Origin of the sequence: Streptomyces racemochromogenes (genome assembly GCF_039535215.1) — a bacterium.
Classification (GTDB): domain Bacteria; phylum Actinomycetota; class Actinomycetes; order Streptomycetales; family Streptomycetaceae; genus Streptomyces; species Streptomyces racemochromogenes.
The window spans coordinates 5,224,146-5,245,010 of sequence record NZ_BAAAWT010000001.1 but is presented as its reverse complement, the minus strand read 5'-3'; the positions used below and the strand labels follow the sequence as shown (position 1 = coordinate 5,245,010).

24 protein-coding genes and 2 tRNA genes are annotated in these 20,865 nt (G+C 73.6%); 13 read left to right on the top strand and 13 right to left on the bottom strand.

What is annotated here, in order from left to right:
- Positions 1 to 146: 146 nt before the first annotated feature.
- The 4 genes from ABD973_RS24140 to ABD973_RS24125 all read right to left on the bottom strand — a co-directional run bounded on the left by ABD973_RS24140 (position 147) and on the right by ABD973_RS24125 (position 3,441).
- Positions 147 to 812 carry a DUF4360 domain-containing protein gene (locus tag ABD973_RS24140; protein WP_125604920.1) on the bottom strand — a complete coding sequence of 222 codons (666 nt, stop codon included), beginning with the start codon at positions 810 to 812 and terminating at the stop codon, positions 147 to 149.
- 40 nt (positions 813 to 852) lie between these two features.
- The gene (locus ABD973_RS24135; RefSeq protein ID WP_125604918.1) at positions 853 to 1,515 is read right to left on the bottom strand and encodes a DUF4360 domain-containing protein; all 663 of its coding nucleotides are present in this window, start codon (positions 1,513 to 1,515) and stop codon (positions 853 to 855) included.
- A 245-nt stretch (positions 1,516 to 1,760) separates the two neighbouring features.
- A complete protein-coding gene (locus ABD973_RS24130; RefSeq protein WP_125820816.1) occupies positions 1,761 to 2,669 on the bottom strand; it encodes an SDR family oxidoreductase in 909 nt (302 codons plus the stop codon).
- Positions 2,670 to 2,676: 7 nt separating this feature from the next.
- Complete coding sequence (locus ABD973_RS24125) at positions 2,677 to 3,441, bottom strand: SDR family oxidoreductase (RefSeq protein ID WP_125820817.1); 765 nt, start codon at positions 3,439 to 3,441, stop codon at positions 2,677 to 2,679.
- 67 nt (positions 3,442 to 3,508) lie between these two features.
- On the opposite strand from ABD973_RS24125, the gene ABD973_RS24120 reads away from it, so the two are divergent.
- The 4 genes from ABD973_RS24120 to ABD973_RS24105 are packed head-to-tail and all read left to right on the top strand — an operon-like array spanning position 3,509 to position 6,952.
- Complete coding sequence (locus ABD973_RS24120) at positions 3,509 to 4,258, top strand: enoyl-CoA hydratase family protein (RefSeq protein WP_125597696.1); 750 nt, start codon at positions 3,509 to 3,511, stop codon at positions 4,256 to 4,258.
- Positions 4,255 to 5,106, top strand: coding sequence for a CoA transferase subunit A (locus ABD973_RS24115; protein WP_345502052.1), 852 nt, complete (start codon positions 4,255 to 4,257; stop codon positions 5,104 to 5,106). The genes ABD973_RS24120 and ABD973_RS24115 overlap by 4 nt, the downstream gene beginning before the upstream one ends.
- Positions 5,103 to 5,849: a CoA-transferase subunit beta gene (locus ABD973_RS24110; RefSeq protein ID WP_345502051.1), complete on the top strand. Its 747-nt coding sequence runs from the start codon at positions 5,103 to 5,105 to the stop codon at positions 5,847 to 5,849. Before ABD973_RS24115 ends, ABD973_RS24110 begins: the two co-directional genes overlap by 4 nt.
- A 35-nt stretch (positions 5,850 to 5,884) precedes the next feature.
- Positions 5,885 to 6,952 carry an NAD(P)H-dependent flavin oxidoreductase gene (locus tag ABD973_RS24105; protein WP_345502049.1) on the top strand — a complete coding sequence of 356 codons (1,068 nt, stop codon included), beginning with the start codon at positions 5,885 to 5,887 and terminating at the stop codon, positions 6,950 to 6,952.
- 89 nt (positions 6,953 to 7,041) lie between these two features.
- Here the strand turns inward: ABD973_RS24105 and ABD973_RS24100 are convergent, their stop codons facing one another.
- From ABD973_RS24100 to ABD973_RS24080, 5 genes are all read right to left on the bottom strand, one after another.
- Entirely contained in the window at positions 7,042 to 8,721 is a 1,680-nt protein-coding gene (locus ABD973_RS24100) for a DEAD/DEAH box helicase (protein WP_125820822.1), read from the bottom strand.
- Between the two features lie 101 nt (positions 8,722 to 8,822).
- Positions 8,823 to 9,026, bottom strand: coding sequence for a cold-shock protein (locus ABD973_RS24095; protein ID WP_007263537.1), 204 nt, complete (start codon positions 9,024 to 9,026; stop codon positions 8,823 to 8,825).
- Between the two features lie 189 nt (positions 9,027 to 9,215).
- Entirely contained in the window at positions 9,216 to 10,373 is a 1,158-nt protein-coding gene (locus tag ABD973_RS24090; protein ID WP_125820823.1) for an acetyl-CoA C-acetyltransferase, read from the bottom strand.
- Positions 10,374 to 10,392: 19 nt separating this feature from the next.
- Positions 10,393 to 11,010, bottom strand: a complete 618-nt coding sequence (locus ABD973_RS24085) for a TetR/AcrR family transcriptional regulator (protein WP_345502045.1) — start codon at positions 11,008 to 11,010, stop codon at positions 10,393 to 10,395.
- A 15-nt stretch (positions 11,011 to 11,025) separates the two neighbouring features.
- Positions 11,026 to 11,808, bottom strand: coding sequence for an SDR family oxidoreductase (locus tag ABD973_RS24080; RefSeq protein ID WP_345502043.1), 783 nt, complete (start codon positions 11,806 to 11,808; stop codon positions 11,026 to 11,028).
- A gap of 185 nt (positions 11,809 to 11,993) precedes the next feature.
- Between ABD973_RS24080 and ABD973_RS24075 the strand changes: the two genes are divergently transcribed.
- Both ABD973_RS24075 and ABD973_RS24070 read left to right on the top strand, forming a co-directional pair.
- Positions 11,994 to 13,139, top strand: a complete 1,146-nt coding sequence (locus tag ABD973_RS24075; protein ID WP_345502041.1) for an acyl-CoA dehydrogenase family protein — start codon at positions 11,994 to 11,996, stop codon at positions 13,137 to 13,139.
- Positions 13,139 to 14,113, top strand: coding sequence for an acyl-CoA dehydrogenase family protein (locus ABD973_RS24070; protein WP_125820827.1), 975 nt, complete (start codon positions 13,139 to 13,141; stop codon positions 14,111 to 14,113). The genes ABD973_RS24075 and ABD973_RS24070 overlap by 1 nt, the downstream gene beginning before the upstream one ends.
- 98 nt (positions 14,114 to 14,211) lie before the next feature.
- Here ABD973_RS24070 and ABD973_RS24065 read toward each other — a convergent pair.
- Both ABD973_RS24065 and ABD973_RS24060 read right to left on the bottom strand, forming a co-directional pair.
- Positions 14,212 to 14,285, bottom strand: a tRNA-Lys gene (locus ABD973_RS24065).
- Positions 14,286 to 14,355: 70 nt separating this feature from the next.
- Positions 14,356 to 14,685: a hypothetical protein gene (locus ABD973_RS24060; RefSeq protein WP_125820828.1), complete on the bottom strand. Its 330-nt coding sequence runs from the start codon at positions 14,683 to 14,685 to the stop codon at positions 14,356 to 14,358.
- 65 nt (positions 14,686 to 14,750) lie between these two features.
- On the opposite strand from ABD973_RS24060, the gene ABD973_RS24055 reads away from it, so the two are divergent.
- A tRNA-Ala gene (locus ABD973_RS24055) sits at positions 14,751 to 14,825 on the top strand.
- Between the two features lie 3 nt (positions 14,826 to 14,828).
- Here the strand turns inward: ABD973_RS24055 and ABD973_RS24050 are convergent.
- Together ABD973_RS24050 and ABD973_RS24045 are read right to left on the bottom strand one after the other, a co-directional pair.
- Positions 14,829 to 15,728, bottom strand: coding sequence for an alpha/beta hydrolase (locus ABD973_RS24050; RefSeq protein WP_241253197.1), 900 nt, complete (start codon positions 15,726 to 15,728; stop codon positions 14,829 to 14,831).
- Positions 15,725 to 16,453, bottom strand: a complete 729-nt coding sequence (locus tag ABD973_RS24045; protein ID WP_125820829.1) for an SDR family NAD(P)-dependent oxidoreductase — start codon at positions 16,451 to 16,453, stop codon at positions 15,725 to 15,727. Before ABD973_RS24045 ends, ABD973_RS24050 begins: the two co-directional genes overlap by 4 nt.
- 218 nt (positions 16,454 to 16,671) lie before the next feature.
- Between ABD973_RS24045 and ABD973_RS24040 the strand changes: the two genes are divergently transcribed.
- The 6 genes from ABD973_RS24040 (at position 16,672) to ABD973_RS24015 (ending at position 20,689) form a co-directional block, all read left to right on the top strand.
- Complete coding sequence (locus tag ABD973_RS24040; protein WP_345502037.1) at positions 16,672 to 17,331, top strand: PadR family transcriptional regulator; 660 nt, start codon at positions 16,672 to 16,674, stop codon at positions 17,329 to 17,331.
- Between the two features lie 79 nt (positions 17,332 to 17,410).
- Entirely contained in the window at positions 17,411 to 18,139 is a 729-nt protein-coding gene (locus ABD973_RS24035) for a vWA domain-containing protein (RefSeq protein ID WP_125820831.1), read from the top strand.
- Positions 18,140 to 18,168: 29 nt separating this feature from the next.
- Complete coding sequence (locus ABD973_RS24030) at positions 18,169 to 18,678, top strand: pyridoxamine 5'-phosphate oxidase family protein (RefSeq protein WP_125820832.1); 510 nt, start codon at positions 18,169 to 18,171, stop codon at positions 18,676 to 18,678.
- A 61-nt stretch (positions 18,679 to 18,739) separates the two neighbouring features.
- Positions 18,740 to 19,150 (top strand): hypothetical protein, encoded by a 411-nt coding sequence (locus ABD973_RS24025; RefSeq protein WP_125820833.1) that lies wholly within the window; start codon positions 18,740 to 18,742, stop codon positions 19,148 to 19,150.
- Positions 19,151 to 19,367: 217 nt separating this feature from the next.
- Positions 19,368 to 19,910 (top strand): GntR family transcriptional regulator, encoded by a 543-nt coding sequence (locus ABD973_RS24020; protein WP_345502034.1) that lies wholly within the window; start codon positions 19,368 to 19,370, stop codon positions 19,908 to 19,910.
- On the top strand, positions 19,907 to 20,689 hold the full coding sequence (locus ABD973_RS24015) for a GntR family transcriptional regulator (protein WP_345502032.1): 783 nt from the start codon (positions 19,907 to 19,909) through the stop codon (positions 20,687 to 20,689). Before ABD973_RS24020 ends, ABD973_RS24015 begins: the two co-directional genes overlap by 4 nt.
- Positions 20,690 to 20,865 lie beyond the last annotated feature (176 nt).

Here is a 20,865-nt window from a genome sequence, read left to right as displayed (position 1 = left end):
GGCGGTTCAGCGGGCGGACGGAGCGGGTAGTCATATGGCAGAGCACGAGAAGGGCTCCGGCCCCGACCCCTCGCCAGGGGGCCGGGCCCGGAGCCCTTTCGCCGTCCGCGCCGAGGCGCGGACGGCGGCGTGGCCGCCGGCGGGGGCTAGCCCTTCTTCGGGCCGGCCGGGCAGACCTGCCAGGCGAGGTGGTAGAGGGTGCTGACGCTGGCGTCGGTGGAGTCCATGGCCATGAAGCTCGTGCTCTGGGGGCTGGAGCTGCCGGCGTTCACGCGCAGTTCGGTGTTGATGTTGAAGTTGCGCTTCTCGCCGCACGGGGCCCAGACGAGGTCGGCGTACTCCGTCTTGTCGCTCGTCTGCCAGTTGTCGTTGAGGGGACCGGTGAACTGGTGGGTCCGCTGGGACGTCTGGGGCATTCCCTGGAAGTAGTAGTTCGCCCGTTCCTGGCCGGAGGCGCCGGGCTGGAGGAAGGCGAATCCGCGGTAGTCGGCCTGCACGATGGCGTAGGTGAAGCCGGAGGGCACGTGGACGCGGAGGTTGAGCTGGCAGTTCTTGCGGAAGGCGGTCGGCGGGGCGCCCGGGCCGACCTGGGCCATGTAGTCGCTGTAGGTGACGGTGAAGGCGGTGTTGTCCGGGGCTACGGCGACCTGGGCGGTGCCTTCGCGGCAGCCCGAGCCGTTGACGGTGGCGAGTTCGATCACGATCTTGTCGGGCGGGACGGTGATCGGGCCGCCGGCGACGGCGGGGGTGGAGGCGGTGACCAGCGCGGCGGCCGCGGCGCCGATGAGCAGGGGGGTCCTGAGGCGAGACATCGTTGTCACTCCTGACCTTCGTTGGCTTCAGGCGCTGCTGTCAGCGGGCGGGACATTCCTTCCACTCGAAGTGGTAGACGGTGCTGACGCTGCCGTCGGTGGAGTCCATGCTCATGAAGCTCAGCGCCTGCGGGCTGGAGGTGCCGCCGTAGACCCGCAGTTCGGTGTTGACGTTGAGGTTGCGCTCCTCGCCGCAGGGGGCCCAGACGAGGTCGGCGTACTCGGTCTGGTCGCTCGCCTGCCAGTTGTCGGTGAAGGGGCCGTTGAACTGGTGGGTGGTGCGGGCGGTCTGGGCGTTGCCCTGGAAGTAGTAGTTCGCGCGCTCCTGGCCGTAGGCGCCGCGCTGGAGGTGGGCGAAGCCGCGGTAGTCGGCGCGGGCGATGGCGTACGTGAAGCCCTGGGGGACGTGGATCCGCAGGGCCAGCTGGCAGTTCTTGCGGAAGTCGGTGCCGCCGGAGCCGGCGCCGGTCTGGGCGAGGTAGTTGCTGTAGGTGACGGTGAAGGCCGTGTTGTCGGAAGCGGCGGCGACGGTGGCGGTGCCCTGGGGGCAGCCGGAGCCGTTGACTCCGACGACGTCGACCGTGATCCGGCCGGGCGGCGGGACGTACGGGGGGTCCGCCGGGGCGTGCGCCTGGGCGGGTGCGGCGGCCACGGCGGACAGCACCGTGACGGCGGCACCGACGGCGATTCTGCGGAACGGCATGTCGGGGTTCCCCAATCGTCGGGAATTCGGCGTGCACATGCCATCACGCGGCCGCTGGGGCGGGGAGGGTGGGATCGGGCCAACGCCGTGCCGGGTTGCCCCGGGGCCGGCTTCCTGGCCGGAACCGGCGGAGCCGGCGCCTCCGCCACCCCGCCCATCAGCCCGGCCCCGCCGCCCCTGATCCACCCCACCCCCCACGATGGCCGGTTCCCCCGGGAACGCACCGCGCCCGCATCCGCCCGGGCCTAGCGGGCTCCGTACACCGGCTGTGCCGGCTCCGCGTCGGCGAGGAGCTTCGTGACGGCGGCCCCCGCCCCCGACGGGGTCCAGCGGGCGCCGCGGTCCGCCGTGGGGCCCGGCCGCCAGCCCTCCATCACCGTGATGCGGCCGCCCTCGACCTCGAAGACCCGCCCCGTGACCCCCGCCGACTCCTCCGAGCCGAGCCACACCACCAGCGGGGACACGTTCTCCGGCGCCATCGCGTCGAAGCCCCCTTCCCGCGGCGCGGCCATCGACTCGGCGAAGGTCCGTTCCGTCATCCGGGTCCGCGCCGCCGGGGCGATCGCGTTGACCTGGACGCCGTAGCGGTCCATCTCGGCCGCCGCCACCAGCGTCAGGCCGAGGATCCCCGCCTTGGCCGCGCTGTAGTTGCCTTGGCCGACGGAGCCCAGCAGTCCCGCCCCCGAGGAGGTGTTGACCACCCGGGCGGCCCGCGGCCGCCCGGCCTTCGCCTCGGCCCGCCACCACGCGGCCGCCGCCCGCAGCGGCAGGAAGTGCCCCTTGAGGTGCACCCGCATCACCGCGTCCCAGTCGGCCTCCCCGAGGTTGACCAGCATCCGGTCCCGCAGGAACCCGGCGTTGTTGACCAGGGTGTCCAGGCCGCCGAACGCGGAGACCGCGCAGTCCACCAGCGAGGCCGCGCCCTCCTGCGAGGCGATGTCCCCGCCGTGCGCCACCGCCTCGCCGCCCCGTGCCCGGATCTCCTCGGCGACCAGCGACGCCGGGCTGTCCGGTCCGGGATGGCCGTCCAGGCCCACCCCGAGGTCGTTGACGACCACCCGCGCGCCCTCCGCCGCGAAGGCCAGGGCGTGGGCCCGGCCCAGCCCCCGTCCCGCGCCCGTCACGATCACCACGCGTCCGTCCGCAATGCCCATGTCCGCCTCAGCTCTCCTTGTTGACCGTTGCCGCGTCCAGGAACGCGGGCCGCTCCCCGCCGCCGTGCACCAGCAGGCTCGCGCCGCTCACGTAGCCGGCCCGGCCGGAGGCCAGGAACACCGCCGCCTCCCCCACGTCCGACGGCTCGGCCAGCCGTCCCAGCGGCACCGTGGCGCCGACCGCGGCGACACCCGCCTCGTCCCCGTAGTGCAGGTGCGCCAGCTCGGTCCGCACCATTCCCAGGACGAGCGTATTGACGCGTACCTCGGGCGCCCATTCCACGGCCATCGAGCGGGCCAGGTTCTCCAGGCCCGCCTTCGCCGCGCCGTAGGCGGCCGTCCCGGGCGAGGGGCGGGTGCCGCTGACACTGCCGACCATGACGACCGAGCCGCGGCTCTCGCGCAGCCACGGGTACGCGGCGAGCGAGGCCGTCATCGGGGCCACCAGGTTGAGTTCGAGGACGCGGGCGTGCCGCTCGGCGCCGCCCTCCTCCAGCAGCCGGTACGGGGTCCCGCCGGCGTTGTTCACCAGGCAGTCGAGCCGCCCGTGGCGCTCGCCGACGGCGTCGAGGAACGCCCGTACGGCGGCCGGGTCGCGCAGGTCCACGGCGGTGAATGCGGCCCGCCGCCCGTGCGCCGCCACCGGCTCCCGCGGCGGACGCCGGGCGCAGACGACGACCTCCGCCCCGGCCGTGAGGAACGAGCGCGCGATCCCGGCGCCCACCCCCCGGGTTCCGCCGGTGACGACGACAACCCTCCCCTTGAGCTCCATCGGCTGCTACCTTCCTCACCTGGCAAGCACCTAACAAATGTTTGGTGGAAAGGTAGCTGATCCGCTCATGGGTGTCTCCACCTCCGGCCCGGCCAAGGGCATCGCACTCGTCACGGCCGACTTCCCGCCCGTCAACGCCCTCCCCGTCCAGGGCTGGTACGACCTGGCCGACGCGCTGCGCGCCGCCGGCCGGGACCCCGAGGTCCGCTGCGTGGTCCTGGCCGCCGAGGGCCGGGGCTTCAACGCCGGGGTCGACATCAAGGAGGTGCAGCGCGACAACGGGCACGGCGCCCTCATCGGCGCCAACCGCGGCTGCTACGAGGCCTTCGCCGCCGTCTACGAGTGCGAGGTGCCGGTGGTCGCCGCCGTGAACGGGTTCTGCCTGGGCGGCGGCATCGGCCTGGTCGGCAACGCCGACGCGATCGTGGCGGCCGAGGACGCCGTCTTCGGGCTCCCGGAGCTCGACCGGGGCGCCCTCGGGGCCGCCACCCACCTGGCCCGGCTCGTCCCGCAGCACCTGATGCGGGCCCTGTACTACACCTCGCGCACCGCCACCGCCGCCGAACTCCACGCGCACGGCTCGGTCTGGAAGGTGGTCCCGCCCGAACGGCTGCGCGAGACGGCCCTGGAGCTGGCGGCCGAGATCGCCAGGAAGGACGGCTACCTGATCCGCCTGGCCAAGGCGGCCATCAACGGCATCGACCCCGTCGACGTGCGCCGCAGCTACCGCTTCGAACAGGGCTTCACCTTCGAGGCCAACCTCAGCGGGGTCGCCGACCGCGTCCGCGACACCTTCGGCAAAGGACGGACCGCATGACGGACAAGACGATGACCCCCGAAGAGGTGGTCGGCCGGCTGGGCAGCGGTATGACCCTCGGCATCGGCGGCTGGGGCTCCCGGCGCAAGCCGATGGCCCTGGTGAGAGCACTGCTCCGCTCCGGGATCACCGATCTCACCGTGGTCTCGTACGGCGGCCCCGACGTCGGGCTGCTGGCCGCCGCCGGACGGATCCGCAGGCTCGTCGCCCCCTTCGCCACCCTCGACTCCATCGCCCTGGAGCCCCACTTCCGGGCCGCCCGCGAGAGCGGGGCCCTCACCCTCACCGAGTACGACGAGGCCATGTTCATGTGGGGGCTGCACGCCGCCGCGAACCGGCTCCCCTTCATGCCCGTCAGGGCCGGCCTCGGCTCCGACGTCATGCGGGTCAACCCGGAACTGCGCACCGTCACCTCCCCGTACGGCGACGGCGAGGAGTTCGTCGCCGTCCCGGCCCTGCGCCTGGACGCGGCCCTGGTCCACCTCAACCGCGCCGACCGGCTCGGCAACGCCCAGTACCTGGGCCCCGACCCCTACTTCGACGACCTCTTCTGCGAGGCCGCCGACGACGCCTACGTCTCCTGCGAGCAGCTCGTGGAGACCGCCGAGCTGGCCAAGTCCGGACCCCCGCAGTCCCTCCTGGTCAGCCGGCACTCCGTCACCGGCGTGGTGGAGACCCCGAACGGCGCGCACTTCACCTCCTGCGCGCCCGACTACGACCGCGACGAGGCCTTCCAGAAGCTGTACGCCACCACCCCCTGGCCCGAGTTCGCCGCCCGCTTCCTGGCCGGCGGCAGCGAGCACGACTACCAGACCGCCATCCGGACCTGGCACGAGGAGCAGAAGTGACCGCCGCCACCGCCGCCACCGCCGCCACCCGAGCGGAGTACTGCGTGATCGCCTGCGCCGAGGCATGGCGCGGCAACGGCGAGGTCCTCGCCAGCCCGATGGGGCTGATCCCCTCCTTCGGGGCCCGGCTCGCCAAGCGCACCTTCTCCCCCGACCTGCTGCTCACCGACGGCGAGGCCCTGCTCGTCGGCCTCGACGGCACGCCCGAGGGCTGGCTGCCGTACCGCCGCCACCTGACGATGGTCACCGGCGGACGGCGGCACGTGATGATGGGCGCCAGCCAGATCGACCGGTACGGCAACCAGAACATCTCCTGCATCGGCGACTGGGAGCGGCCCACCCGCCAGCTCCTCGGGGTGCGCGGCGCACCCGTCAACACCCTGAACAACCCGGTCAGCTACTGGGTCCCCCGGCACTCCCCCCGGGTGTTCGTCGAGCGCGTCGACATGGTCAGCGGGGTGGGCTACGACCGCGCGGAGGCGGCGGGGGTGACCCGCTTCCACCGGCTGCCGCGGGTGGTCAGCGACCTCGGGGTCTTCGACTTCACCGGCCCGGACCACACGATGCGCCTGGTCTCCCTGCACCCGGGCGTCACGGTCGAGCAGGTCCGCGCGGCGACCGGGTTCGAGCTCGTGGTCGCGGACGAGGTCCCGTACACGCGCGAGCCCGGCGCCGAGGAACTGCGGCTGATCCGCGAGGTGATCGACCCCCGGGGCCTGCGCGACCGGGAAGTACGGGTCTGAGGCGCGGCGGCGAAGGAGCGAGGAGTCGGTCGGCGATGGAGACGGCATTCACCAGGCTGGTCGGGGTCCGGTACCCGATCGTGCAGACGGGCATGGGCTGGGTGGCCGGGCCGCGCCTGGTCTCGGCGGCGGCGAACGCGGGCGCGCTGGGGATCCTGGCCTCGGCGACGATGACCGTGGACCAGCTGCGGGCGGCGGTCCAGGAGGTCAGGTCCCGTACGGACGCGCCGTTCGGGGTGAACCTGCGCGCGGACGCCGGGGACGCGGCCGAGCGGGTGCGGCTGGTCATCGACGAGGGCGTACGGGTGGCCTCGTTCGCGCTCGCCCCCTCACAGGAGCTGATCGCCCGGCTGAAGGACGCCGGGGTGGTGGTGATCCCCTCGGTCGGGGCGCGCCGGCACGCCGAGAAGGTCGCGGCCTGGGGCGCGGACGCGGTGGTCGTGCAGGGCGGCGAGGGCGGCGGGCACACCGGTGACGTGGCCACGACGGTGCTGCTGCCGCAGGTGGTCGACGCGGTGGACGTCCCGGTGATCGCCGCGGGCGGCTTCAGCGACGGCCGGGGCCTGGTCGCGGCCCTGGCGTACGGGGCGGCGGGCATCGCGATGGGCACCCGTTTCCTGCTGACCTCCGATTCCACCGTCCCGGACGCGGTGAAGGCCGAGTACCTGAAGGCCACCGTCAAGGACGTCACCGTCACCACGGCCGTGGACGGGCTGCCGCACCGGATGCTGCGCAGCGAGCTGGTCACGGCGCTGGAGCGGTCGGGCCGGGCCGGGGCGCTGGCGCGGGCGGTGCGGCACGCGGCCGGTTTCCGGAAGCTGTCGGGCCTGTCCTGGGCGCGGATGGTGCGTGACGGCCTGGCGATGAAGCACGGCAAGGACCTGTCCTGGAGCCAGGTGCTGCTGGCGGCGAACACCCCGATGCTCCTGAAGGCGTCCATGGTCGAGGGCCGTACGGACCTCGGCGTCATGGCATCGGGCCAGGTCGCGGGGGTGATCGAGGATCTGCCGTCCTGTGCGGAGCTCGTCTCGCGGGTCATGGCCGAAGCACGGCAGGCGATGGAGGCACTGCACTCGCTCCACGCCCCGCCCCCACCGGGGTGATCCCCCTGGGGCCGGGCGGGCCGGGGAACGCGGACCCCGGGCGGGGCGCGATGCGCGCCGCCCGGGGTCCTCTCGTTCGTGCCGCGGGGTCAGACCGCCCGGCGGCGGCCCTGGCCGCCCGTGCCGACGCGGCTGCGCGCGGAGGCCGCGGCGGCACCGCCGCCGGAGGACGAGCCGCCGGAGCGCCGGCCCTGGGCGGGGGCGCCGCCGGTGCCCTGGCCGCCGCCCTGGCCGCGCCGGGCCTGCCCGGAGCCGGCGGCGGGGGCCTGCCCGGAGGCGGAGCCGCCGGAGCGCCGGCCGCGGCCGGCGCCCGCGGGGGCGGAGCCGGTCGCGGAGCCGCCGCGGGGGCCGCCCGAGCGGCGGCGCGGGGAACCGGAGCCGGAGCCCGAGCCGGTGCGCGCCTTGGGCTGCGGGGGCTGGGGGACCTCCAGCACGACGGGGACGCCGGAGGGCTCGCGGGCGCCGGTGAGCCGGGACAGCTCCTCGTCGGAGGACTTGACCTGCGCGGTGCGCGGGGTGATCCCGGCGTCCGACATCAGGCGGGACATGTCGCGCTTCTGGTCGGGCAGGACCAGGGTGACGACGCTGCCGGACTCGCCGGCGCGGGCGGTGCGGCCGCCGCGGTGGAGGTAGTCCTTGTGGTCGGTCGGCGGGTCCACGTTGACGACGAGGTCGAGGTCGTCGATGTGGATGCCGCGCGCGGCGACGTTGGTGGCGATCAGCGCGGTGACCTCGCCGGTCTTGAACCAGTCCAGGGTGCGGTTGCGCTGCGGCTGCGAGCGTCCGCCGTGCAGGCCGGAGGCGCGGACGCCGTCCGCCAGGAGCTTCTTGACCATGCGGTCGACCCCGCGCTTGGTGTCGACGAACATGATCACCCGGCCGTCGCGAGCGGCTATGCGCGTCGCCACGGCCTTCTTGTCGGTCTCGTCCATGACGTACAGGACGTGGTGCTCCATCGTGCTGACCGCACCGGCGGAGGGGTCGACGGAGAACGCGACCGGGTCGGTGAGGAACATCTTGACGAGCTTGTCGATGTTCTTGTCGAGGGTCGCCGAGAAGAGCATGGTCTGGCCGTCGGCCTCGACCTGCTTGAGCAGGGCGGTGACCTGCGGCATGAAGCCCATGTCGGTCATCTGGTCGGCCTCGTCGAGCACGGTGATCGAGACCTGCGAGAGGTCGGCGTCGCCGCGGTCGATGAGGTCCTTCAGCCGGCCGGGGGTGGCGACGAGGACCTCGGCGCCGCGGCGCAGGGCGCCGGACTGCCGGTTGATCGACATGCCGCCGACGACGGTCGCGATGCGCAGGTTGACGGCCGTGGCGTAGGGCGCCAGGGAGTCGGTGACCTGCTGCGCGAGCTCACGGGTCGGTACGAGGACCATCGCGAGCGGCTGCTTCGGCTGGGCGCGGCGGCCCGCGGTGCGGGCGAGCAGGGCCAGGCCGAAGGCCAGCGTCTTGCCGGAGCCGGTGCGGCCGCGGCCGAGCAGGTCGCGGCCGGCGAGCGAGTTCGGCAGGGTGGCGGCCTGGATGGGGAACGGCTCGGTGACGCCCTGGGCGGCGAGGGTCTTCAGCAGCGCCTCGGGCATGTCCATGTCCTCGAACGCGGCGACCGGCGGGAGGGCCGGTACCTGCGGTTCGGGCATGGTGAATTCCTGGGGCCGGGGGGCGGGGGCGGACTTCTGCCGTCCCGCGCCAGCCTTCGGACGTCCCTGGGCCGCACCTCGACCCCGGGTGGGGCGGCGGCTGGGGCGTGCGGAGCTGGAGCTGGTCATGCGGGAAAGCCCTCCTGAAACCGGCAGGTAGAACAAAGGTCGAGACAGCAGACAAGCCGGGGTCCGCACCTCGCGGTGCGGACCCCGGCATGCTGAAGAACTTAGGCGGGGAGGATGTTCTCCGCCTGGGGGCCCTTCTGGCCCTGGGTGACGTCGAACGTCACGCGCTGACCCTCGGTCAGCTCACGGAAGCCCTGGGTGGCGATGTTCGAGTAGTGGGCGAAGACGTCCGGGCCGCCGCCGTCCTGCTCGATGAAGCCGAAGCCCTTTTCCGAGTTGAACCACTTCACGGTACCGTTAGCCATTTGAATCTCCTGAATAGGCGGCAAGGGCCCCATCCGGGAGAATCCGGCAAAAACAATAAAAGCGCCTGCGGAGCAATCCCGTCAGGCGCACATAAAGTTCATGGGTACCACAACTGCAACGCCTCTAAGCTAGCACATCCTGGCCGGGCGGCGCTGCGACCCACGCCACCCGGCCCCGGCCCGCTCCGGCTACAGCCGCTCGATGATCGTCACGTTGGCCTGGCCGCCACCCTCGCACATGGTCTGGAGGCCGTAGCGGCCGCCGGTGCGTTCCAGCTCGTGCAGGAGGGTGGTCATCAGCTTCACGCCGGTCGCGCCCAGCGGGTGGCCCAGCGCGATGGCGCCTCCGTTGACGTTGACCCGGTCCGGGTCGGCGCCGGTCTCCTTCAGCCAGGCCAGCACCACCGGCGCGAAGGCCTCGTTGATCTCGACCAGGTCGATCCCGTCCAGGGTGAGGCCGGTCTTCTTCAGGGCGTACGCGGTCGCCGGGATCGGGGCCGACAGCATGCGGATGGGGTCCTCGCCGCGGACCGACAGGTGGTGGATCCGGGCCCGGGGGGTCAGGCCGTGCTCGGCGACCGCCCGCTCGGAGGCGATCAGCATGGCCGCCGCGCCGTCGGAGACCTGGGAGGAGACGGCGGCCGTGATGGTGCCGCCCTCGACGACCGGCTTCAGGCCGGCCATCTTCTCCAGGGTGGTGTCCCGGCGCGGGCCCTCGTCCACGGCCACGTCCCCGTAGGCGACGGTCTCGCGGGCGAAGCGGCCCTCGTCGATGGCGCGGACCGCCCGCTGGTGGGAGCGCAGGGCGAACTCCTCCATGTCCTGCCGCGAGATCCCCCACTTCTCGGCGATGAGCTGCGCCCCGTGGAACTGGTTGACCGGCGCGTCCCCGTACCGGGCCCGCCAGCCGGCCGATCCCGCGTAGGGGCCCTCGGTGAAGCCCAGCGGCTCGGCGGCCCGCCGGGAGGCGAAGGCGATGGGGATCATCGACATGTTCTGGGTGCCGCCGGCGACCACCAGGTCCTGGGTGCCGGACAGGACGCCCTGCGCGGCGAAGTGCACGGCCTGCTGCGAGGACCCGCACTGCCGGTCGACGGTGACCCCGGGGACCTCCTCGGGCAGGCCGGCGGCCAGCCACGCCGTCCGGGCGATGTCCCCCGCCTGCGGCCCGACGGTGTCCAGGCAGCCGAACACCACGTCCTCCACCGCGGCCGGGTCCACCCCGGACCGCTCGACCAGTGCCTTCAGGACGTGCGCGCCCAGGTCGGCGGGGTGCACGGCGGACAGGCCGCCGCCGCGCCGTCCCACGGGGGTGCGTACGGCGTCGACTATGTAGGCCTCGGGCATGGCGGGCTCCTCAACGGGGTCAGGGGCGTACGGCGATCCCGTCCAGCACCATCGACAGGTACTGGCGGGCGATCTCCTCGGGGCTGTGCTGGCCGCCCGGCCGGTACCAGGACGCCGCGACCCACACCGTGTCGCGGACGAAGCGGTAGGTGAGGCGGATGTCGAGGTCGACGCGGAAGACCTGGGCGGCGACGCCCCGCTCCAGCGTCCCCAGCCAGGCCTTCTCGAACTTGACCTGCGAGTCGGAGAGGTAGTGGAAGCGGGGCTGCGTACAGAGGGTGCGGGCCTCCTTCTGGTAGATGGCGACGGCGGCACGGTGCCGGTCGATCTCCCGGAAGGACTCGGTGACGAGGGCCTCGATGGTCTCCCTGGGACCGAGGCCGGCGGCGAGGACGGTGTCGTACCCCGCCCACAGCTCGTTCAGGAAGGCCGAGAGGATCTCGTCGAGCATCGATTCCTTGGAATCGAAGTGGTAGTAGAGGCTGCCGGCGAGCATCCCCGCGGCGTCGGCGATCTTGCGGACGGTGGTGGCGTTGTATCCCTGGGCGGCGAAGACCTCGGCGGCGGTGTCCAGGAGTTCCCGGCGGCGCTCCGGCGAGGCGGTCACCTGTGTCTTCTTCGGCTTGTTCGTTGGCACGGGCCCATTCTCGGCCTACGCGCGCTGACTGCTGACCGACACCGTCTCGCCCGTCATGTACGACGAGTAGCCGCTGGCCAGGAAGACGATGACGTTGGCGATCTCCCACGGTTCGGCGTACCGGCCGAAGGCCTCGCGGGCCGTCAGTTCGTCCAGCAGTTCCGCGCTGGTGACCTTCACCAGGTGCGGGTGCATGGCCAGGCTGGGGGCGACCGCGTTGACGCGTACGCCGAACTCCGCGGCCTCCAGGGCCGCGCAGCGGGTGAGGGCCATGACCCCCGCCTTGGCGGCGGCGTAGTGGGCCTGGCCGGTCTGGGCGCGCCAGCCGATGACGGAGGCGTTGTTGACGAGGACCCCGCCGCGCCCGGAGGCCTTCAGGGAGCGCAGTGCGGCGCGGGTGCAGCGGAAGGTGCCGTTCAGGGTGACGTCGAGGACCCGGTCCCATTGTTCGTCGGTCATGTCGACGAGGTGGGCGGTGCCGCCGAGGCCGGCGTTGTTGACGACGACGTCGAGGCCGCCGTGGAGTTCCCCGGCGTGCGCGAAGAGGGCCGCCACCTGTTCCCCGGAGGTGACGTCGCAGGGCAGGGAGGCGATGCGGCCGGGCCCGAACTCGGCGGCGAGGGCGTCCTCGGTCTCCTTCAGGCGCCGGGCGTGGGCGTCGCTGATCAGGACGGTGGCGCCCTCCTCCAGGAAGCGGCGGGCGGTGGCGCCGCCGATGCCGGCCCCGGCGGCGGCGGTGATGACGGCGGTGCGGCCTTCGAGGAGCCCGTGGGCCGGGACGTACGCGGGGGCGGTCATGCCCGTACCTCTTTCGCACGGCCGGGTTCCCGGGCGCGGAACTCGTCGGCGCTCTCGACGCTGCTCATGGCCGTACGTTAACCTACCAAACACTTGTTAGGGAAGGATGTCCCGATGCCCGCCGCCCACGCCCCTGCCGCAGACACCCTGGCCCGACCGGCCGCCCCGAAGGAGGCGAGCCCCCGGTGAACCTCGACCACTCCCCCGAGGTGGAGGCCTTCCGGGCCGAGGCCCGCGACTGGCTCCGCTCCCACGTCCCGGCCCGCCCCCTGCCCTCCCTGGAGACCGAGGAGGGCTTCGCCGCGCACCGTGCGTGGGAGGCGCTGCTGCACGGGGACCGCTGGTCGGCGGTGTCCTGGCCCGAGGAGTACGGGGGCCGGGGCGCGGACATCGAACGGTGGCTCGTCTTCGAGGAGGAGTACTGGGCCGCGGGCGCGCCCGGCCGGGTCTCCCAGAACGGCATCAGCCTCCTCGCCCCCACCCTCTTCGACCACGCCACCCCCGAGCAGCGGGCGCGCGTCCTGCCCTCCATGGCGAGCGGCGAGGTGGTCTGGGCGCAGGCCTGGTCGGAACCGGAGTCCGGCTCCGACCTGGCCTCGCTCAGCTCCCGGGCGGTGCGCACGGAAGGCGGCTGGCTGCTGCACGGGCAGAAGACCTGGTCCTCCCGGGCCGCCTTCGCCGACCGGGCCTTCGGCATCTTCCGTACCGACCCCGCGGCGCCGAAGCCGCACCAGGGCCTGACCTACCTGATGTTCGACCTGCGGGCCCCCGGCGTGACCGTACGGCCCATCGGCCGCCTCGACGGCAAGCCGGCCTTCGCGGAGCTCTTCCTGGACGGGGTGTTCGTCCCCGACGAGGACGTGATCGGCGAGCCGGGGCAGGGCTGGCGGATCGCGATGTCGACCACCGGCAACGAGCGGGGCCTGACCCTGCGCTCCCCCGGCCGGTTCCTGGCCGCCGCCGACCGGCTGACCCGGCTGTGGCGCGAGCGGGGCGACCCCGCCGACACGGCGCTGCGCGACCGGGTCGCCGACGCGGTCGTCGGGGCCCGCGCCTACGAGCTGTTCACCTGGGCGGGCGCCTCCCGCTTCGGGGAGGGCGGGCGGATCGGCGCCGAGTCCAGCCTGAACAAGGTGTTCTGGTCCCAGTACGACATCGCCCTGCACGAGACGGCCCTGGACCTGCTCGGCCCGGACGCGGAACTGGCGTCGGGCGCCTGGGCGGAGCCGTGGCTGTTCTCCCTCGCCGGGCCGATCTACGCGGGCACCAACGAGATCCAGCGCGACATCATCGCCGAGCGGCTGCTCGGCCTCCCGAAGGGCCGCCGCTGATGCGCTTCCTGCCGACCGGGGAACAGTGCGACTACGCCCGTACCCTGCGCTCCCTGCTGGGCGCGGCCGCGGTCCCGGCGGCGGTACGGGCCTGGGCGGCCGGGGAGCACGGGCCCGGGCGGGCGCTGTGGTCCTCCCTCGCCGGGACGGGCCTGTTCGCGCTGGCCGTGCCGGAGGCGTACGAGGGGCTGGGCCCGCTGCCGGTGGAGCTGGCGCTCGGCTTCGTGGAGCTGGGGCGGGCGGGGGTGCCGGGCCCGGTGGTGGAGACGGCGGCGGCGGCGGTGCTCCTCGCCGCCCTGGGCGACGAGGCCCTGTCGAAGCGCTTCCTGCCGGGGCTCGCCTCGGGCGGGGCGTCGGCGACGGTGACGCTGCCGGGCGGCTCCCCGTACGCCCTGGACGCGGACGCGGTGACGCACCGCTTCACGGTGACGGAGGCCGGCGAACTGCGGCTGGCCGCCGGCCCCGGCGACCCGCTGTCCTCCACGGACCCGGCGAGGCGGCTGTACCGGCCCCCCGCGGACGGGGAGCTGCTGGCGGCGGGCCCGGAGGTGGCGGCGGCCGCGGGTACGGCCCTGCGCTGGGCTCGGCTGCTGACGGCGGCGCAGTGCCTGGGCGTGGGCGAGGCCCTGCTGGCGCGGACGGTCGAGTACGCGAAGCAGCGCACCCAGTTCGGGACGCCGATCGGCGGTTTCCAGGCGGTCAAGCACCGGCTGGCGGACACCCTGCTGGCGCTGGAGTTCGCCCGGCCGCTGCTGTGGGCGGCGGCGCTGTCCCTGTCCCCCCGGGACGTGGCGGCGGCGAAGCTGACCGCCGGCGAGGCGGCGTACGCGGCCGCGCTCACCGCCCTCCAGCTGCACGGCGCGGTCGGCTACACGGAGGAACTGGACCTCTCCCTGTGGCTGCGCAAGGCCCGCCCGCTGCGCGACGCGTGGGGCACGCCGTCGCGGTGCCGGGCGGAGGTGGTGGCGGGCTGAGTGGTGCCTTTCGGATCTTGCCTGACCCGCGCGGCCCGGGTGGAAACGACTTCGGGCGGCCCCCGGTGGACTGAACCGGAAACCGCCCGAAGGACAGGTGCGCCGCCAGGGACTCGAACCCCGGACCCGCTGATTAAGAGTCAGCTGCTCTAACCAACTGAGCTAGCGGCGCCTCGACAGGAAAAATACCCGGTCCGGCGGGGTCTTCCAAATCGCCGCCGGCCCGGCGGGACCCCTACCCCCTACCCCCGCCGCCCCCGCCGGCGGCGCCCCCGCAGGGACAGCCGCAGCAGCACCGCCGTCTGGAACAGCAGCAGCACCCCGAGCCCCACCGCGGCGGGCAGGCCGCGCCCCTCCCAGGCCGTGGCCCCCAGCCGGGCGGCCCCGACCGCGGTCAGCGCGACCAGGAAGCGCCCCCCGAGCTCCGCCTCGGTGCCGTGCGGTACGGCCGAGCCGGCCACGAACACCGCCAGCAGCACGGGGATCCACGGCGTCCCGGGCTCGCGCAGCAGCGCGGCGGCCGCGGCCTCCACGGCCAGGAGCAGGAGCAGGCGCAGCAAGAAGGCGGGCATGGACACATCATGCAGTCGATATCCCGGTGCGGACCCCGCCCGGTGCCGCCTAAGATCCAGCCCAGGCGGGGTCGTAGCACAGAGGTAGTGCGCCTACACAGCATGGAGGAGGACGCCGGTTCGAATCCGGCCGCCCCGCCCCCTCATCCCACCGGCTCCGTCGCCGCCAGCCAGGCCGCCGCTCCCGCCACCGCCGCCCGCGCGGCCGGCAGCGGGAGGCCCAGGAAGCCGTGGAAGACACCGGGGTGGAGGCGGACCTCGCAGTCGACGCCCGCCTCCCCCAGTCGGCGCGCGTACGCCAGCCCCTCGTCCCGCAGGACGTCGCAGTCCGCGAGGACGATCAGCGTGCGCGGCAGCCCCGACAGGTCGGCGGCCCGCAGCGGCGAGACGTGCGGGTGGGCGGGGTCGCCGCCGTACTGGTCCCAGTACCAGGCCATGTGCGCGGCGGTGTGGAAGTACCCCCGCCCGTACGCCGCCACCGACTCGGAGCCCATGGAGGCGTCCAGCGGTGGGTACGCCAGCAGCTGCCCGGCGACCAGGCCGGGGGCCCGCAGCGCGGTGACCGCCGCCAGGTTGCCCCCGCTGGAGTCGCCCGCCACCACCACGCGGGCCGGGTCGCAGCCCAGCCGTTCCGCCCCGGTCCGCGCCCACAGCAGTACGGCCAGCGCGTCGTCGGCCGCCGCGGGCCAGGGGTGTTCCGGGGCGAGCCGGTAGTCGGCGGAGACGACCACCGCCCCGGAGGCCGACGCCAGGGCACGGCACAGGGCGTCGTGGGTGTCCGGGCCGCACATCACCCACCCGCCGCCGTGGAAGTACACCGCCAGCGGCCGGCCCGCCGCCCCGGGCGCGGGGTCGTACACCCGCACCGGCACCCCGCCCGCGGTGGTGTCGTACACGGAGGCCAGATCCGGCCCCGCCGGGCGGCCCGGGGCGCCGGCGGCCACCGCGGCCCGCAGGGCGGCCGCGTCCCCGGGGCCGGGGAACCCGGCGGCCATCGCGTCGCACAGCCGCCGCGCGTCCGGCGACAGCCCGTCCCGGGTCACCGCGCCGTCATCCCGCCGTCGACCGCGAACTCCGCGCCGGTGACGTACGAGGACGCGTCCGAGCACAGGAACAGCACCAGCTCCCCGACCTCCCCCGGCCGGCCCATCCGGCCCAGCGGGACGTGCGACCAGTCGCGCCCCGCGACGGCGTCGGCCACCATCGGGGTGTCAATGGCCCCGGGGTGCACCGAGTTGACCCGAATGCCGTCCGGGGCCAGGTCCAGCGCCGCCGAGCGGGTCAGTCCGCGCAGGCCGAACTTGGTGGAGCCGTAGGCCGCGTGGCCGGGGATGCCGACGAGCCCGGCGGTGGAGGAGACGTTGACGACGGAGCCTCCCCCGCCGGCGCGCAGCACGGGGGCGACGGCCCGGATCCCGAGGAAGGGGCCGAGCAGGTTGACCCGCAGCAGTTCCTCGAAGCCCTCGGGGCTCTGTTCCTCGACGTGCGCGGTGCGCCACAGAGCGGCGTTGTTGACCAGCGCGGAGATGGTCCCGAAGGCGGCGACCGCCTCGCGCACCACCCCGGCCCAGCTGTCGGCGTCGGCCACGTCGTGGCGTACGTACAGGCCCTGGCCGCCCAGTTCGGCGGCGACCGCCCGGCCCTCCTCCTCGCGGAGGTCGGTGACGACGACCCGCGCCCCGGCCCCGGCGCACAGCCGGGCCTCGGCGGCGCCCTGGCCGCGGGCGGCACCGGTGATGACGACGACCTTGCCCTCGAGCGACACCATCTCAGGCCCCCGGGGGGCGAGCGGGGTCGAAGCCCATCTCCTCGACGAGGCCGGTCCGTTCGACGCGGTCGTGGACCGGGCCGACGAGCCGGGCCCCGAAGGGCATCGAGACCTTCACGGGGGTCCCTCCTGCCGGAGTCATACCTAAGAGGAATACTTCTAACAGGCATGCCCCTTCGGGGGAAGAGGGCCGCGGGACCGGTCGTAGACTGCGCTGCGTGGCAGACGAGACGGCCGAGACGGCAGACGAGACGTCGGCGGGCACGAACCCGCGCCCCCTCCCCGCGACCAGCTGGGCGGTGCTCGGGCTGCTCTCCTTCGGCGAGGAGCTCTCCGGCTACGACCTGAAGAAGTGGTCCGACCGGTCGCTTCGCTTCTTCTACTGGAGCCCGTCCTTCAGCCAGATCTACAGCGAGCTCAAGCGGCTGGAGAAGGCCGGCTACGCCTCCTCGCGGATGGTCGCCCAGGACACCGGCACCCGCGACAAGCGCGTCTACCGGATCACCGGCGCGGGCATGGACGCCGTACGGGCCTGGGCGCGCGAGGCGCCGGTCGACCCGCCGGTGCTCAAGCACGGGCCGATGCTGCGGCTGTGGCTGGGCCACCTGCTGGAACCGGAGCAGATGCGCGAAGTCCTGAGCCGCCACAAGGAGTTCGCGGAGGACATGCGCCGCCGCGCGGAGGCCGACGCCGAGAGCGCCAAGGACGAGGCGGCCTGGGCGTACCCCACCCTGACCCTCAAGTGGGCCGAGCGGTACTACACCTCCGAGCGGGACCTCGCGGCCGCGATGCTGGAGGACATCGACGCCCTGGAGGCGGCCCGCGCCGCCGCGGGGGCCGCCGGGAGCCCTGCCGGGAAGTCCGCCGACCACCCGTAGCGGCGGCGGAAGCCGGAGCGGCGCCCGCCCGGCGCGCACCCGGCCCGGCCGCACCGCCCGCTGCCGTACCCTCGGCCGCATGACGGGCAGCGCGATCGACCTCCGCAAGATCGAGGAGACGGCCCCGGCGCTCGTGAACCTCTACAAGAGCGCCGGCACCTCCCTCTCCCGGCACGGTCTGGAGGGCGGCCGCGCCTCGGTGTACCTGGTCCTGGACTACTCCGGGTCCATGCGGCCCTACTACGACGACGGCAGCGTGCAGGCCTTCGCCGACCGCGTCCTGGGCCTCTCGGCGCACCTCGACACCGACGGCCGGGTCCCGGTGGTGTTCTTCTCCACGGACGTCGACGCGGTCGAGGAGGTCACCCTGGCGAACCACGAGGGGCGGGTCACGGCGACGGCGGCCCGGCTCGGCCACATGGGCAAGACCTCCTACCACCTGGCGATGGACGCGGTCATCGACCACTACCTCGACTCGGGCTCCGACGATCCGGCCCTGGTCGTCTTCCAGACGGACGGCGGCCCGGTCAGCAAGCTCGCCGCCGAGCGCTACCTCTGCAAGGCGGCCCGCCTCCCGCTCTTCTGGCAGTTCGTCGGCTTCGGCAACACGCGCAGCACCCAGTTCGACTTCCTGCGCCGCCTCGACGAACTGCCCGTACCCGGGAAACGGATCGTGGACAACGCGGGCTACTTCCACGCCGGCCCCGACCCGCGCGCGGTCCCGGACGCCGAACTCTACGACCGCCTCGTCTCCGAGTTCCCGGCCTGGCTGACGGCGGCACGCGCGGCGGGCATCGTGCGCGCCTGACATCCCTGCCCGGGTGCTTTCATAACGCCATGACGACGAACAACTGGGCAGCGTTCGAGAAGGCGGAACCGGAGTTCGCGGAGGCCGTGCGGGCCCGCTTCGCACGCTTCCCGCACCACGTCCTGGCCACCCTGCGCAAGGACGGCTCCCCCCGGGTCGCCGGACTCAACGTCGACTTCCGCGGCGGGGAACTGTGGCTCGGCATGATGGCGGGCTCGATGAAGGCCCGCGACCTCCAGCGCGACCCGCGCTTCGCCCTGCACACCAACCCGGGCGAGGGCATGGCCATGCCCGACGGGGACGTCCGCATCTCCGGGCGGGCGGTGGAGATGGTGGACCCGCCCGAACTGCACCGGTACGCGGAGGAGACCGACACCCCGCACCCCTTCCACCTCTTCCACGCCGACCTGACCGAGGTGGTCCACATCGCGGTGGACGGCGACGAACTGGTCATCCGCACCTGGACCCCGACCCGAGGCCTGCACACCCTCCGCCGCGGCAACGACGACGAACCCCCGCGCGAGGTCCCGGCCGACTGAGGCCTTGTCAGTGCCGCCCCCTACGGTGAACGGACCGTCACTCGGCACCGAGGGGGAACACATGGCACGCAAGGCACTCACGCTCGCGGCCCTCACCGCGGCACTGACCCTGTTCACCGGAGCGGCCCAGGCCTCCGCGGCCGGGGAACTGATCGGCTATCCGGGCCCGGACGGGGTGATCTGGGTCCCGGAGGTCACCGGTTCCAGCGGCTTCGTCTCGGGCGGCCTCAACGCCCACCTGGACACGTACACCACCTTCGCCTGCGAGGGCGACGGCAGCATCGAGGTGACCTTCGTCCTCGCCAACCACCCGGACCGCAACCCGGCCCCCTTCACCCTGCCCTGCGCCCCGGACTCCCCCACCCGCATCACGGTCCCCCTCGGCCCGGGCCTGTCGGGCGGCTTCGGCGCCACGGTGACCGCCTCGTCCCCGTCGATACGCTGGGGCGCGGTCGTGGTCCAGCCGGAGTAACCCCGCGAAGAACGCAGTGCCCGTCTCCCCCCGCAGGACGAGACGGGCACTGCGAGAACCCCCGCCACGCCACTCAGCCCTCCGGCAGCCGAAAGGCAACGCAAGCCGTCTTGCCGACCTCCTCGTCCCGAACCTCGAACTCTGCACCAGCCACAGCCCGTCGACGTCGTCGCATAGCGTGGGGGCGAAGCATCACCTGGGACGCGCCGGAGGCATCGTGACCAGCAACGAGTGGACGAGCAGCTCCATGCCGTACCTGACGCCACGTACCGCAGGGGACGTCGACGCCTGGACCGAGGAAGCCCGTGGTGCAGGTCGGCGGGGAAGCCAGCGCATCGTGCACGCCGGAGAGGTGCCGGCTCCGGCCGCTGTGGGCCTGATGCTCGGCCTGACGGACGGGGCCACGGTCGTCGTACGCCGCAGGATCATCGAACTCGACGACGAGCCGACCGAGCTGACGGACACCTACTACCCGGTGGCCATCGCCCTCGGCACCCCACTGGCCGGCACGGCGAAGATCCGCGGCGGCGCCGTGACCCTGCTGGCCACGCTCGGCCACGTCGGCGTACGGGTGGTCGAGAACGTGACCGCCCGCATGCCCAGCGACGAGGAGCGCGAGCAGCTCCGACTCGGCACGGGGGAACCGGTCCTGCAACTCGCCCGCACCACGTACGACTCGGCGGATCACGCGATCCAGGCAGACGTCATGGTCATGCCCGCCGGACGCCAGCAGTTGCGGTACGAGATCAGGATCGGATGACCTTGCCCATGCCCGAAGCCGAGGGAATCGACCCCCGACCCCTCCATGCCCGCATCGCCGCCGACCTTCGGGACGAGATCATGAGCGGCGACCTCGCGGCGGGAGCCAAGCTCCCGTCCACCGCCCGGCTGAAGACCCGCTTCGACGCGTCCAACGCCACCATCCAGAAAGCCGTCCAGCTCCTCAAGGACGAGGGCCTGGCGATCGGCCGCGCGGGCGCGGCGGTAACCGTGCGGGACAACCGCCAGCGGACCGTGCGCCCGGCTCGCTCACTCGACTCGGCCACCACTGCCGGAGCCCCATTCCCGTGGCTGCTTGAGGTGACCGAAGGCCGTTCTGCGGCGCGCAGCTCGCTGCTCGCAGCCGGGGAGGTACAGGTCACCGGTGATGTGGCGCAGGCTCTCGGCCTTCCGCAGGGCGACTCGGCCGTGTGTCGCCGCCAGCTGATCAGCATCGACGGCGAGCCGGCGGAGCTGGTCACCTCGTACTACCCGCTGGACATCGCGAGTGGCACAGCACTGGCCGAGGAGCAACGGATCAAGGGCGGTACTCCGAGCCTGTTGACAGCGCTCGGAGTACCGCCGCGCCGCAGCGTGGACCGGGTCTCCGCCCGGGTCGCGACGCAGGAGCAGTACACCGCCCTACGGCTCCCGGGAGAGCTTCCGGTCCTCAGGACGCTGCGCACGGTGTACGGCCCTGACGACCGTCCCGTCGAGGTCACGGTCATGATCAAGGCAGGGCACCTCTACGAGCTCGAGTACGAGTTCAGCGCCGAGTAGCCGCACGGAAACGCCACCGCGCCCGCCATCCCTGGTCGGGGACATGGCGGGCGCGGGTCGGAGTTCCGTACGCCGTTGTACGGACCGTATGAGGGGTCCCGCCGTTCGCGCGGCGGGGGCGCTACCGGGTGCCGGCCGCGCACCGACGGCCGGAGGCCGGCGCAGCCGGGCGAAGC

What these genes read in the sequence shown, in the direction of transcription:
- ABD973_RS24130 (WP_125820816.1), bottom strand. Translation starts at nt 2,669, where the DNA reads ATGGGCATTGCGGACGGACGCGTGGTGATCGTGACGGGCGCGGGACGG.
- ABD973_RS24035 (WP_125820831.1), top strand. Translation starts at nt 17,411, where the DNA reads ATGACGGGCAGCGCGATCGACCTCCGCAAGATCGAGGAGACGGCCCCG.
- ABD973_RS24105 (WP_345502049.1), top strand. Translation starts at nt 5,885, where the DNA reads ATGGAGACGGCATTCACCAGGCTGGTCGGGGTCCGGTACCCGATCGTG.
- ABD973_RS24095 (WP_007263537.1), bottom strand. Translation starts at nt 9,026, where the DNA reads ATGGCTAACGGTACCGTGAAGTGGTTCAACTCGGAAAAGGGCTTCGGC.
- ABD973_RS24100 (WP_125820822.1), bottom strand. Translation starts at nt 8,721, where the DNA reads ATGACCAGCTCCAGCTCCGCACGCCCCAGCCGCCGCCCCACCCGGGGT.
- ABD973_RS24115 (WP_345502052.1), top strand. Translation starts at nt 4,255, where the DNA reads ATGACGGACAAGACGATGACCCCCGAAGAGGTGGTCGGCCGGCTGGGC.
- ABD973_RS24140 (WP_125604920.1), bottom strand. Translation starts at nt 812, where the DNA reads ATGTCTCGCCTCAGGACCCCCCTGCTCATCGGCGCCGCGGCCGCCGCG.
- ABD973_RS24015 (WP_345502032.1), top strand. Translation starts at nt 19,907, where the DNA reads ATGACCTTGCCCATGCCCGAAGCCGAGGGAATCGACCCCCGACCCCTC.
- ABD973_RS24030 (WP_125820832.1), top strand. Translation starts at nt 18,169, where the DNA reads ATGACGACGAACAACTGGGCAGCGTTCGAGAAGGCGGAACCGGAGTTC.
- ABD973_RS24125 (WP_125820817.1), bottom strand. Translation starts at nt 3,441, where the DNA reads ATGGAGCTCAAGGGGAGGGTTGTCGTCGTCACCGGCGGAACCCGGGGG.
- ABD973_RS24135 (WP_125604918.1), bottom strand. Translation starts at nt 1,515, where the DNA reads ATGCCGTTCCGCAGAATCGCCGTCGGTGCCGCCGTCACGGTGCTGTCC.
- ABD973_RS24090 (WP_125820823.1), bottom strand. Translation starts at nt 10,373, where the DNA reads ATGCCCGAGGCCTACATAGTCGACGCCGTACGCACCCCCGTGGGACGG.
- ABD973_RS24025 (WP_125820833.1), top strand. Translation starts at nt 18,740, where the DNA reads ATGGCACGCAAGGCACTCACGCTCGCGGCCCTCACCGCGGCACTGACC.
- ABD973_RS24120 (WP_125597696.1), top strand. Translation starts at nt 3,509, where the DNA reads ATGGGTGTCTCCACCTCCGGCCCGGCCAAGGGCATCGCACTCGTCACG.
- ABD973_RS24080 (WP_345502043.1), bottom strand. Translation starts at nt 11,808, where the DNA reads ATGACCGCCCCCGCGTACGTCCCGGCCCACGGGCTCCTCGAAGGCCGC.
- ABD973_RS24070 (WP_125820827.1), top strand. Translation starts at nt 13,139, where the DNA reads ATGCGCTTCCTGCCGACCGGGGAACAGTGCGACTACGCCCGTACCCTG.
- ABD973_RS24060 (WP_125820828.1), bottom strand. Translation starts at nt 14,685, where the DNA reads ATGCCCGCCTTCTTGCTGCGCCTGCTCCTGCTCCTGGCCGTGGAGGCC.
- ABD973_RS24045 (WP_125820829.1), bottom strand. Translation starts at nt 16,453, where the DNA reads ATGGTGTCGCTCGAGGGCAAGGTCGTCGTCATCACCGGTGCCGCCCGC.